11 protein-coding genes and 1 pseudogene are annotated in these 11,979 nt (G+C 49.3%); 9 read left to right on the top strand and 3 right to left on the bottom strand.

Going from position 1 to position 11,979, the window contains the following annotated elements:
• Positions 1-364: GT-D fold domain-containing glycosyltransferase (locus A6049_RS31405; RefSeq protein ID WP_240321598.1), on the bottom strand; the 364-nt coding region annotated here is incomplete at its 3' end.
• A gap of 355 nt (positions 365-719) precedes the next feature.
• Here A6049_RS31405 and A6049_RS31400 point away from each other — a divergent pair.
• The 5 genes from A6049_RS31400 to A6049_RS31380 are packed head-to-tail and all read left to right on the top strand — an operon-like array spanning position 720 to position 5,781.
• On the top strand, positions 720-1,409 hold the full coding sequence (locus A6049_RS31400; RefSeq protein WP_063568332.1) for a glycosyltransferase: 690 nt from the start codon (positions 720-722) through the stop codon (positions 1,407-1,409).
• 18 nt (positions 1,410-1,427) lie between these two features.
• On the top strand, positions 1,428-2,417 hold the full coding sequence (locus A6049_RS31395) for a polysaccharide biosynthesis protein (RefSeq protein WP_063568331.1): 990 nt from the start codon (positions 1,428-1,430) through the stop codon (positions 2,415-2,417).
• Between the two features lie 25 nt (positions 2,418-2,442).
• On the top strand, positions 2,443-3,870 hold the full coding sequence (locus A6049_RS31390; RefSeq protein WP_240321600.1) for a nucleotide sugar dehydrogenase: 1,428 nt from the start codon (positions 2,443-2,445) through the stop codon (positions 3,868-3,870).
• Positions 3,857-4,603 carry a class I SAM-dependent methyltransferase gene (locus tag A6049_RS31385; RefSeq protein ID WP_063568330.1) on the top strand — a complete coding sequence of 249 codons (747 nt, stop codon included), beginning with the start codon at positions 3,857-3,859 and terminating at the stop codon, positions 4,601-4,603. Before A6049_RS31390 ends, A6049_RS31385 begins: the two co-directional genes overlap by 14 nt.
• 59 nt (positions 4,604-4,662) lie before the next feature.
• On the top strand, positions 4,663-5,781 hold the full coding sequence (locus A6049_RS31380; RefSeq protein ID WP_240321597.1) for a glycosyltransferase family 2 protein: 1,119 nt from the start codon (positions 4,663-4,665) through the stop codon (positions 5,779-5,781).
• Positions 5,782-5,861: 80 nt separating this feature from the next.
• Here A6049_RS31380 and A6049_RS31375 read toward each other — a convergent pair whose 3' ends face one another.
• Positions 5,862-6,383, bottom strand: coding sequence for a DUF5412 family protein (locus A6049_RS31375; protein ID WP_063568329.1), 522 nt, complete (start codon positions 6,381-6,383; stop codon positions 5,862-5,864).
• A gap of 22 nt (positions 6,384-6,405) precedes the next feature.
• Positions 6,406-7,299: an AraC family transcriptional regulator gene (locus tag A6049_RS31370; RefSeq protein ID WP_063568328.1), complete on the bottom strand. Its 894-nt coding sequence runs from the start codon at positions 7,297-7,299 to the stop codon at positions 6,406-6,408.
• Between the two features lie 115 nt (positions 7,300-7,414).
• Between A6049_RS31370 and A6049_RS31365 the strand changes: the two genes are divergently transcribed.
• The 4 genes and pseudogenes from A6049_RS31365 to A6049_RS31350 form a co-directional block, all read left to right on the top strand.
• The gene (locus A6049_RS31365) at positions 7,415-9,250 is read left to right on the top strand and encodes an ABC transporter ATP-binding protein (RefSeq protein WP_063568327.1); all 1,836 of its coding nucleotides are present in this window, start codon (positions 7,415-7,417) and stop codon (positions 9,248-9,250) included.
• A complete protein-coding gene (locus A6049_RS31360) occupies positions 9,243-11,051 on the top strand; it encodes an ABC transporter ATP-binding protein (RefSeq protein WP_063568326.1) in 1,809 nt (602 codons plus the stop codon). The genes A6049_RS31365 and A6049_RS31360 overlap by 8 nt, the downstream gene beginning before the upstream one ends.
• Before the next feature lie 19 nt (positions 11,052-11,070).
• Positions 11,071-11,336 (top strand): annotated as a pseudogene (locus A6049_RS31355) (Rpn family recombination-promoting nuclease/putative transposase); the annotation flags it as partial.
• Between the two features lie 343 nt (positions 11,337-11,679).
• Positions 11,680-11,979, top strand: a 300-nt coding sequence (locus tag A6049_RS31350; RefSeq protein WP_145921973.1) for a DEAD/DEAH box helicase, incomplete at its 3' end; no start/stop codon positions are given.

Below are 11,979 nucleotides of genomic sequence, written 5' to 3'. Positions count from 1 at the left end.
AAGTCAGTGCCGGAGAAATGCCGAAATGCGCGAACACCGTGTCGGTCAGCTGTCTTTTGAGATGCTCCGGGGCTTTGATGGTACTGTCCCCGTGTGGAAGAACGCCTACGATATTCGCCCGTTGTAAGGAAGCGGCTACCTCATCCCGGAGCTGCAGATTGGGTAGACGCAGTCCTTTTTGACCCAGATTGGCCTTGATGGCCCAACGCTCTTGCAGAACCTGCTCCGTGGTCCAGACCGTTTCCTGGGACATGACGATATTCTCCCCATCGCCCACACGGACCAGAGAGAAAGGACGCTGCTCTCTCACAGCGGCTTCAAGTTGATCCAGCACACCATCCATTTCAAGATAGATTGCATTCATTCTGGTATAAGGCCCCCTTTGAAAATTCAATTGCTCTATTCTATGTTGCGGATTCGACTACGTATTGTGCGTTCGACCCGCAGGGCGCATCTTCGGGTATATATCAATCTACTTCCGGTACAGGTGAGCGCTGGCGGGCTTATGTAAAAGCTGATTTATGGAAGAACACGTGCAAGTGTCCGGACCGGTTCTATTATTTTTTCATACGTTATAGAGTCGGCTGGATTGACTAGAGCTTCTGTATGGCAGCTTCAAGCAGACAGAGGCCGTTTTTGGCGTGGAAAGGGCTGCAAAGACTATGAAAATAGTCTGACTGAATTGAAAGAAGATCACAGAATGAATGAGGAGGAAGGGTATGTCCAGAAGAGTGGTTATTGAGATTAACTTCAACAATTATGGGATGGACCCGCAGCGGCTGACGAGAGAGTGGTTGGAGCGGCGGGTGGGTATTTTTCGTAGATTCACCTTGCATTGCCTTAAGGCCCAGACGAATCAGGATTTCCTGACCGTGGTGAAGCTGTCCAAGGAATCCGGGGAACTGATGCAAGAGATTCTGGCCGAACAGGAGCCAATGCCTTCCAATATCCGTTTTGGAACAAATATCGAAAGTGTGCGTGCCATTCTGGCTTTTGCCGAGGGAGCAGAGGATATCTATATTGCCCGACTGGATTCAGATGATCTGTATCACAAGACGTTTGTTCAACAGCTCTATGATGTGCAGCCGCAGCCCGGAACGATGGCACTCATTAATCAGAATGGATATCTGTGGGACAGCGTGAATCATGAGATGGCACCAGCGTTCCATCGTTCCCCGCAGTTCTATGTCTACCTATATAAAACGGCGGAGTATGCAGCAGGATACCGGGTGAAGCTGCCGGGCCGAGGAACACATGGCAATGTCATTGAGCTTCCGCATGAGCTGCTAGCTCCGCGCAATTACGTGAATATTGTGCATTCCAGCAATACTTCCATCAAAAAAGTACCGCCCAAAGATCGGTTAAACCGGGAAGAGATGGCTGCGGTATTACGCGAATTCATGATCTGAACAAGGAGGGATTCAACCATGATTAAAGGACAAACGATTCTGATCACCGGAGGAACAGGCTCCTGGGGACAAAAACTGACCGAGGTACTGCTGGAGCAGAATCCAGCCGAGATTCGGATTCTCTCGCGTAATGAGTACGCCCAGATTGCGATGCAACGGGATTTCGGTCATGATGCACGTTTGCGTTTTGTCATCGGGGACATTCGCGACTATCGTGCTGTGGAGGAAGCCTGTCGTGGGGTGGATGTTCTCTTCCATCTGGCTGCACTGAAGCATGTTCCGGTATGCGAGGATCAGCCGGATGAAGCATTCAAGACCAACGTCATCGGCACGCAGAATATTATTCGCGCTGCGATTCGTATGCAGGTTGCCAAAGTCATTGACGTGTCCACCGACAAGGCGGTAGATCCGATTAACGTTTATGGTATGACCAAGGCTCTGGGTGAGAAGATGATGATTCGTGCCAATGGACTGAGCGAGTCCACCCGTTTTGTGTGTATTCGTGGGGGGAATGTGCTCGGAACCAGCGGCAGCGTTGTTCCATTGTTCCGTCGTCAGATTGATGAAGGCAAGAGCCTGACCATTACGGACAAAGGCATGACCCGCTTTTTCCTGACGCGAACGGAGGCCATCCATTTGTTATTGAAGGCGTCTGAGGCATCAGTGGGCGGTGAGACGTTTGTGATGAAAATGAAATCCTGCAAGATGACAGATCTGGCGTCGGTCATGTTGGAACAGGCAGGTCGTCCGGCTCACGATTATAAAGTAACCGGGATTCGTCCAGGCGAAAAATTGCATGAAGTACTCATTTCTCCATTCGAGGCACCACGTACCTACAAATATGACGAGCAATATTATGTGATTTTGCCACAAGAACCGGACAAAAGCCTGACAGATCCGTATAGTGGTCTGCCTCGTGTGACCTTTTCCGAGTATCGTTCGGATAGCGCGATGATGAACCGGTCAGCGATTGCCCAATTTTTGCGTGCAGGCGGCTTTATCGATTAATAGAAGGGAGGCGGACCGTTTGGAGGTGGAAGGAATGGTAGAGAGCAGCAAGCACGAAGGAAATAAGGAAACACAGGAACGTACCACGCTTCAAAACATAAACAACCGCTCCCTGAAAGCTGCCGTCATTGGTCTCGGGTATGTTGGGTTACCCATGGCGGTGGAGATGGCGCAGGCTGGATATCAGGTGCACGGAATTGACATCGATGGTGCGAAGGTGGCTAAGCTGCGTGCCGGGAAATCGTATGTGATCGGCATTGAGGATAAGGTGGTGCAATCCCTTGCTCAGGCCGGGTTGTTCATGGCAGGCACGGATTTCGCAGCAGTGGCAAAGGCCAATGTGATTGTTATCTGTGTGCCTACGCCTTTGACCGCCGAGCATCAGCCGGACATTTCATTTATCGCTGCAGCGGTGGATGGCATAACGCCTTATCTTCAGGAGGGCAGCCTTGTCATATTGGAAAGTACCACATATCCTGGCACCACCGAGGAGCGTGTGAAGCATCCGATCGAAGCCGCAAAAGGATGGAAAGTAGGGCAGCAGTTCCATGTCTGTTATTCTCCAGAGCGGGTAGATCCCGGAAGTGTGCATTACGGGGTGAAAAATACACCTAAAATCATTGGCGGCTCCACGCCGTCCTGTCTGTCGTATGGAAAAGCATTCTACGGTTCGTTCCTGAACGAGATCGTTCCCGTTAGTTCAACGACAGTGGCGGAGACGGCAAAATTGTTCGAAAATACGTTTCGCAGCGTGAACATCGCGCTCGTGAACGAACTGACACCCGCCTGTGAGCAAATGGGCGTGAACATCTGGGAGGTGCTGGACGCTGCGGCGACCAAGCCGTTCGGTTATATGCCGTTCTATCCGGGTCCGGGCATTGGTGGACACTGTATTCCAATTGACCCAATCTATCTGTCCTGGGCCGCTGGCCGTCAGGGATCGGAACTGCAATTCATTTCGCTTGCAGATGCGACCAATCGGCAAATGCCGGAAAGAGTCGTCAAGCGTGCCGCCGAGCTGCTCGAACAGAACGGTTCATCGATGCAGGGAGCCCGAATTGTGCTGGCGGGTATGGCGTACAAAAAAGATATCGACGACTTGCGTGAATCGCCAGCGCTGGATGTCTATAGACTGCTTCGTGAAGCAGGGGCAGACGTGGTCTTCACCGATCCGATGGTGCCTGTGTTCCGCAAGGATGATGGCACGGTTGCTCATGCTCAACCAGCATCACCAGCATTGTGGGCAGGGGCTGATCTGGTCATGATTACGACGGATCATACGGGCTTCGATTATCAGGAGATGGCGGATCATGCGAAGCTGATCTTCGATACACGTAATGCCACAGCCGGATGTGTCGGTGGAAATATAGTGGTGCTTGGACAGCCGACTCGGCCGGATGTGAGCCCTGAAAGCTTGAGGGAAACGTCAGGAGGCAGCCATGGCGAATCATGATCGGGTAAGTGAGCGTTATTATGGCGAGATCAATTCGGAGGAATCGCATGAAGCCACACGTACCCGCATTCACTGGATGTGCCGGGAAGCGACAGGTAAACGAATTCTGGATATTGGATGCAGCCAGGGCATCACCTCCATTTTGCTGGCACGGGAAGGCTTTCGGGTAACCGGGATTGATCTGGAAGAAGAGAGCATTCGGTATGCCAAGCAAGAGCTGGCGAAGGAATCGAAGCCGGTACAGGATAAAGTGGATTTTCGTATGCTGGATATTACCCAGTGGAAAGGCAGAACACCATTCGATACGGTGCTGCTGGGTGAAGTGCTGGAGCATTTTGCCCATCCCGAAACGTTGTTAATGAATATTCATCGCCTTTTGCATGAAAAAGGGACGCTGGTCGTCACGGTTCCTTACGGGTATCATCCGTTCTACGATCACAAGCAGACATTCTACGCCGGGAACCTGGCGATGTGCCTGATGCCTTATTTTGAAGTATTGAAGCTGGAAATTCATCATAAATATCTATGTTGCGTGGCACGCAGGCGGCGGGAAACGCAGCTGCATGTCTCGCCTACCACAAGCCAACTGACGGAGTGGATGAAGCTGGATCATGTACATTTTGCCGCCGTGGAACAGAATCACCTTCGTCTGATGAATCAGCGCAAAAAGGCGTTGGACAATGCGGTGGAGCAGGTTAAACGTCTGCGTCGTCAGGAGACCGGGGAAGGGTAGCAGATAAGGCTGAGAAGAAAAAAACTGCAATACGCGTAAGACAGGAAGGGGCTTAAACCGTGATCACCATCAGTCTCTGTATGATTGTGAAGAACGAACAACGCATGCTTGCTCGCTGTCTCGACTCGGTCGCCGGCATCGTGGACGAGATCGTTATTGTAGATACCGGTTCATCTGACCGTACGAAAGAGATAGCCGCGCAATACACCGACCGGGTCTACACGTATGAGTGGAAGGACGATTTTGCTGCAGCGCGGAATTATTCTTTCGACCAGGCCACGCAGGAATATATCCTGTGGCTGGATGCGGATGATGTGCTGCTGCCCGCGGAACGGGCGAAGCTTGAAAGGTTGAAGCAGCAGCTGCCGTCCGGCGGTGAGACGGCTGCTGTGATCTTGGGCTATACGCTGGCCGAGGGGCCGGAGGGAAGTCCGCTCGTGACGGACCGACGGTTGCGCCTCGTCAAGCGGGAAGCGGGCTGCCGCTGGCATGGCCGGCTGCACGAGCAGTTAGGCTTCCCGCAGAGCGGTGTCATTACGGCAGACATTGCCGTCACGCACCGCCGCGAAGCGGGCCATCATTCGGCGCGAAACGTGCGCATTCTGCGCAAATGGATCGCCGAAGAGGGCGCAGCCCAGGGACGCCTGTTGTTCTATTATGCAGGCGAATGTTATGACCGCCAGCGTTATACGGCGGCGGTTCGGGCGTATGCGAAGCTGCTGCTGGAGCCGAGCGGCTATCGCGAGGATCGGCTCATCGCCTGCGCGCGGCTGGCGGAATGTTATGAGCGGCTTGGCGAGCCGGGTCGGAAGCTGGGTGCGCTGCTGCAATCATTTCAATTCGATCTGCCGCATGCTGACTTCTGCTGTGCCATCGCTGCCTGCTTCCATGAGAGGCAGGAGATTGTGTCCGCCATCTACTGGTATATGCAAGCGCTCGATGTCAGCAGTCGCGATCCAGGTTTGCGTCCTGTGCCTGCGGCATGCCGCACTTGGCTGCCACACGCCAGGCTCTCCCTTTGTTACGCTCACATAGGAAACTGGGAGCAGGCGCTTCTGCATAACAGCAAAGCAAGGGATTATCTGCCGAATGACCCCGGCCTGCTCGCCAATCGGCAGAAGCTTCAAGCGGTTCTGAGTAAGGGGAACAGTGGGCCGGAAGTGAAAGAGAAAGAGTAGTGTTGATCTGTTCTAGAGGTGGAATAAGAGCAGCCCCGCTTGCCATGAGAGTCGGCGAGCGGGGCTGCTTATTGGAGTTTTTATTTTTCTGGTGCTAGGCAGCGAACGTACTGGTCCTTCATGCGCAGGCTTTGGCATGCCCAGCTCCAGCCGTCGTAGATTTCGTCATCGATGTTTAGCGTAATGGTTTCATCTACATACTCATTCCAATTTTCGATTCGGAGCGTGTGTTCATCTTCCCATTCCAGATGGTTATGTCCGTGGTGCTTGGCGCGATAAATGGTTTTTACGGTGGAATCATTCGGATCATTCGTTTTTTTTACATCCACCCAGATTGTGACTCCACCTGCCGCACCACCATAAGGCACGCCGTAAATCTCGGCGGTATATTCTCCGTTCCGTGAAGGAATGGAGTAGCTCAGATCTCCTTGTTCGGAACGATCAAACGTGGAGAAGTAAGGGCGAAGCCAGAAATAGAGGAATACCGCGGCGAACAGCACAAAAATCAATATTGAAAGTGCAGTGAATATCGGGTGTCGGCGTATCCATAGTTTGCGTGGCTTTGTCATCGATGAATTGGTAGCTTGAGGATTCTGGTCCATATGCTTTGATCCCCCCTTTTTTTTAAAGCGAAGTTTGCTTCGCAGGAATATAAATTTCCATCTCCCCGTAATGATCCTGTGCGAGGCTGCCGTCGATCCTTTCAAAATAATACGAGTCACTCTTCGAATATCCTGAATGGCTCTGCCAGTACTCGTCTATAAACGTCCAGACACTGTCCAGATGATCAATGTTGATTAGACTGGGATGGAAATCACAGACGTATTTGAATACGGCATACTGGTTGGCCGGAACCTCGATCTGATCCAACTCTGCGGGTGCATTGTCGAGGCATGTCACTTGCACGGAAGGCAGATAGGTACTGTAGTCATCATTAATCTCGTTGGTGAACCCAATATATACATTAGGATGCATCGTATCGGGTATGGTGTGGAAATGATTTTCAAAAAAGCTATTGCCTTTTGCGTTGGATTCATAATGTTCCTCGTTATCGATATACCGTATCTGTGAACGTTCACCAACCAGCATCATGGCTGGTTTCCGTACATACGTAGGTTTGAAAATATAACCATACGGAAGCGTCGTAATCATAGACGAAGTCAAGCGTGCGGTAAGCTGGAGATCGCCAGTTCCTTGTTTGCGGTATTGCAGAGGCGTGATACCAAAGGCCTGTTTGAATGCGCGTATGTAGGACTGTTCATGCTCGAAAGAATAATGACCGCTAATATCGATGATCTTCCAGTTTTGATCGACCAACTGATCCAGACTGCGGGCCAGTTTGCGTGAGCGAATATATTCTCCGGGCAGTTGCCCGCTCATATGTTTGAACATCCGATGGAGATGGAATTTGGATATGTGAGCGGTTGATGCTAGATGATCTAGCGTTAATTTTTCATGGATATGATCCTCTATGTAGTTAAATAACTTATCAAAGGTATGTAGCTGATCGTGTTGCATATGAATCTCCCTTATCAATTCAAGTAGTTAGAGCAAGAAATGTTCATTTTTTCCTTATATCCGATGATATCATAACCAAGTACTTAATTTAATGACAAGATTGGAGAAAGCATCCATGTTTGCTGAAAAAAGAACTTATACCACACGAGGTATGATAACTCGTTTATGGACATTAACGGGCAGATATCGGATGTTCATCGTCCTTTTGCTCTTCGCCGCCTTTGCAATCTCATTGATAGAAGTGGGTTATATGGAATCTATACGAAGGCTGGTCAAAGGTGCCACGGAATCTCAATTTTCCCTGATCTACTCGGGGCTCGTGATTGGTGTTTCCATTGTTGCGTTAAGAGTCATCGTTACCGCAATCATGACGTGGATAGAAACCCTCTTTCAACAAAAGACGCTCTTGTCTTTACAGATGCTGCTGCTGTCCTCGCTGGGAAGCACTGCTTCACGTGAACTCACTCGTTATCATACAGGTGATTTGACTGCGAGGGTCTGGACATCTGCCAAAGAAGCGCAAAATGGGTTGAACCAGCATGGTATTGAGTTAGCAAAAAATATCATCCAACTCATTCTTGCGTTTGCATACTTTAGTTGGGTGAATCTGCCGTTGTCTTTGGCGATCATTGTTTTCACTTTGGTCTATCCTGTTGTCACAATGCGTCTGGGCAGCCGCCTGCAAAGACGACATGATCAGTTGAATGCAGATTCTGCGGCAAGGGATGCATTGCTAACTGAAGTGATTCAGGCTCCTGTGGAGATCCGAAGTTACGGACTGAAAGGTTACATATATGAACGTTACGAGGAGCGTATGAATCAGGTATTCGGACAAACAATGTCTGTATCGGTTTTGCAGCGTCTTTCGGAAGCGGCTGGACGAGTGTCAACTTATGGCGGGATGATTTTGATTTTGTATCTCGGTGGGATTCAGGTGTTAAATGGACATATGGATGTGGGAGGATTGGCAGCTTTTCTGGTTGCGAGCAGTCAGTTAACTCGTCCAATTGAGGCCATGTCCAGTCTCTGGAATGGTTTTATCGGATCAGCTTCTCATGCAGCGAGAATTTTTGAAGTGATGGATTTGGATAAAAAGAAAACCCTGACAAATCAGATGAAGCGGTCCTTGAAGAATACGGAATCTGGTTCAATGAACGGGGATACATATGAGAACTTAGAAAAAAGTGCTGCTGATCGCGAAGGACAGCTCCCGATGGCATGTCTGCATATACAGCATGTGTACTTCAGCTACGCGGAGAAAGCAGTGCTATCCGATGTCACCTTTACGGCTGAAAAGGGAAAGCTCACTGTTATCACTGGACCAAGCGGATGTGGGAAATCCACGTTGCTAAAATGTATAGCTGATGTACATATGCCTGTGGGTGGTTCGGTACAATTTATATCTGAACACAGTTCAGGCATTAATGACTATAGTCAGGTCTACGTACCACAGCAAGTTTTTATTTTCACAGGTACAGTGGAAGAAAACATCGCCTTTGGTCAAGAGTTGCTCTTGCCGGAACAAATAGTAGGCGCTGCATGTCTTGCTCAGGTGCATGATGCGATTATGCGTCAAGCATCGGGATACCGCACGGTTCTAGAGCCTCAAGGAAGTTCGATGTCTGGCGGTGAACTTCAGCGAATCAGTATCGCAAGAGCAATTCTTAGGGAGCCTGATGTCATGTTGATGGATGAGCCCACATCTTCACAAGACCCCATAAATGAACAACGATTAAATGCCATGTTTACCAAACTTACTGCGGAGAAAAAAACGACGATTATTGCAGTTACACACCGAGTACCTCTCCTCGAAGAGGCAGATCGGGTGGTCTATATGAGGGAAGGCCGCGTTGTGGATACGGGATCACATCATGAATTGTTGGATCGCCCGAATGGGTATCGTAGCTATATTGAGGAGCAGGTCCTGGAAGTGGAGGAACGCCATGAGTAACATACATGTGGAAACGGAACGTGTGGATGAAAAGGTCCAAGTCAATGAACATAGGGTATCGGCAACTCTGGCGAATGTATGGCCTGTTGTTTTTCGCTTCATGAAGCCTTATGGACTTGCTGTTGCTGTCTTGCTTGTTTTTATAGCAGCAGATGCCGTCTTTGATTGGGGACTTGCCTTTGTCCAGGGATTCTTCGTAGATTCCATTAATCAAGGAGGGCAGGAGCAACTTAACAAAACAGCGATTCTCGTCATAGGCCTCCTGACAGGTTTTATCGTTTTACTGGCGATGCATCGATACGTTCTCGTGTGGCTAAAAGAATCTCTATACAGGGATATGTCGATGAATCTGCTGACGCTGTTAAACCGAATGCCGTATGCGTGGGTGCGAAGGCAAAAGTCTGGAGATATCATGCTCCGTATTAAAGAGGACACCAAACATGGCGCAGAAGTCGTGGAGGCGATTGCGGAGGGTGTAACGGTTGTCTTTATTATTGTATTGTCACTTGGATATTTGTACCGAGCAGATCCATGGGTCGCTGTAGTTGCATTGGTGAGTGCGGCAGCGATTTGGTTGACGGCCAGACTATATGATCAGCGAATTGTACGTCTGTCTGATGAAGTAGAAGTGAAAGAAGGGGAGTCTCAGCAGCAAATTCAACAGTATGTTGAGGGGATACCATCGGTTCAAGCCTATAACGCATCCAACTGGTTTCTGTCTCGTTTTCGATCACAACAAGAATCACTCAATCGGAGTCAGGCGAAATTGCAAATGACTTTGAGCCTGTCAGATAACGTATCTATGGCCGTATTCGGTCTTGCCCAGTTGGCTGCTTTGTTCCTTATCGCTATGTCAGCGGCTAGAGACAGTTTGTCACCAGGTACGGTTGTAGCCAGCAGTCTGCTATTTGAGCTGGTCGTGTGGCCTGTACTTGGGCTGTCCAGTCAGTGGAGCCAAATGCAGGCGAGTGTAGGGGCATTTGGACGAATCTCGACATGGCTGAAGTTGGGGGAAGCAAATGGTGATATTAAGCTGAATGAACAGTGGAATATACAACAATCCGATGATCTTGCAGAACCTATCCTTCGACTTGAACAGGTTAGCGTAATCAATGAAATCAGTGGTCGTTTCGTCCTCGATGAGTTTACGTTGAATGTGAGGCAGGGGGAGATGGTAGCTGTGGTTGGCACCAGTGGTTCGGGCAAGTCGAGCTTGTGCCAAATCTGTGCAGGGCTGATTGAACCCAAAGGCGGGAGAGTATTACTGCATAATAAACCGGTTGCTCAATATATCGGAATGGATGACCTATCCATTCTGACGTATATGCCGCAGGTCCCGAACTTTTTTTCAGGCACAATCGACGAGAATATTCGCCTAACTGCAGAAGCTGCTTTACCGGGGGTAAGACTTGCGGCAGAGCGAGCGGTATTGCATGAATTTATTGAAACGCAGGAGGGGCAATATTATGCTACTTTACAGGAGAAAGGCTCCAATTTGTCCGGAGGGCAACAGCAGCGGCTCGCGCTGGCTAGAATGTTCATGCGGTCATCAGATCTGTATATTCTGGATGAACCGACGGCATCGCTGGATATCCAGACGGAGCAAAAAGTAACGAGTAATCTGCTAAGTTTCATGGAAGGAAAAACTGCACTAATTGTTACTCATCGTATGGAAGTCGCTCGTCAGTGTTCCCGCATCATTGTGATGGAAGAAGGTCGACTTATCGAGGATGGAACACATGAGCAGTTGATGGAGATGAGAGGATTGTACTATCGTATGAATATGCGGGAGAACTTTTGAGGATTGTGGGGTGCTGTAAATGAATGAACCTACATTGAAGAAAGGGATGGATACGCTAGAGTTTCTGAGTCTGGATCGTGAAGCACGTCGTTTGTATGAAGAGCGGCAAAAGTATTTGCACGATGAAGCCTCAATGAATGGGCTAGGGAAAAGGGATTAGTGGAAGGTGAAAAAAGAAAGGCGATTGAAATAGCTAAAAATATGCTTTCATTCGGCATTGAAGTTTCTATCATTGCCAAAACGAGTGGTCTAACTGAATCTGAAGTTGAGGCGCTAAAAGATTAGCAATTGTGTTTTAAATCCAAACAATCGTCTTGTCCCAAAAGGGCAGGCGGTTGTTTTTTTTATTTGTCTTAGAATGTTCAATCAGACCTGATGCTACTTGCAATCTTTCCCATCACTCAAGTAATACCGCTGTTACACATTTGCCAAAGATCGTTTTACAGTAAAACGCGGTTGCTCATTCGGGTCTGGGCCGTTAAACTAAAGGGAGCGGCGTTTGCTTGACGGACAAGTCATGAGAACGCCATTTTGTTGTCAAGGATGCGGTATATGCCGCTTTCGGATGTCAGAATCGGATCGGACCAAGCTGGTGGAAGAACACCGGTGATAAGTAAGGAGTCTTTACATGAGTGTGCAAACACCTACATTAGAAGAAGCGCAGGGTCTCCTGCAAAAATATTATGGCTACCCCGACTTCCGTGAGGGACAGAAAAAGATCGTAGCCAGCCTGCTCGAACGTGAAGATACGCTGGGTATTATGCCAACCGGGGGCGGGAAATCGATCTGTTATCAGATCCCCGCTTTGTTATATTCGGGATTGACGCTTGTCGTCTCCCCATTGATCTCATTAATGAAGGACCAGGTCGATGCACTGACCACGGCTGGTATTGCAGCCGCCTATATTAATAGTACGCTCAGCGGCAAA

It is taken from the genome of Paenibacillus sp. O199, from assembly GCF_001636635.1.
GTDB lineage: Bacteria > Bacillota > Bacilli > Paenibacillales > Paenibacillaceae > Paenibacillus > Paenibacillus marchantiae.
This window is presented reverse-complemented; position numbering and strand designations above follow the sequence as displayed.

Coding starts and splice junctions, on each gene's coding strand:
- A6049_RS31400 (WP_063568332.1), top strand. CDS start 720: ATGTCCAGAAGAGTGGTTATTGAGATTAACTTCAACAATTATGGGATG.
- A6049_RS31395 (WP_063568331.1), top strand. CDS start 1,428: ATGATTAAAGGACAAACGATTCTGATCACCGGAGGAACAGGCTCCTGG.
- A6049_RS31385 (WP_063568330.1), top strand. CDS start 3,857: ATGGCGAATCATGATCGGGTAAGTGAGCGTTATTATGGCGAGATCAAT.
- A6049_RS31375 (WP_063568329.1), bottom strand. CDS start 6,383: ATGGACCAGAATCCTCAAGCTACCAATTCATCGATGACAAAGCCACGC.
- A6049_RS31370 (WP_063568328.1), bottom strand. CDS start 7,299: ATGCAACACGATCAGCTACATACCTTTGATAAGTTATTTAACTACATA.
- A6049_RS31365 (WP_063568327.1), top strand. CDS start 7,415: ATGTTTGCTGAAAAAAGAACTTATACCACACGAGGTATGATAACTCGT.
- A6049_RS31360 (WP_063568326.1), top strand. CDS start 9,243: ATGAGTAACATACATGTGGAAACGGAACGTGTGGATGAAAAGGTCCAA.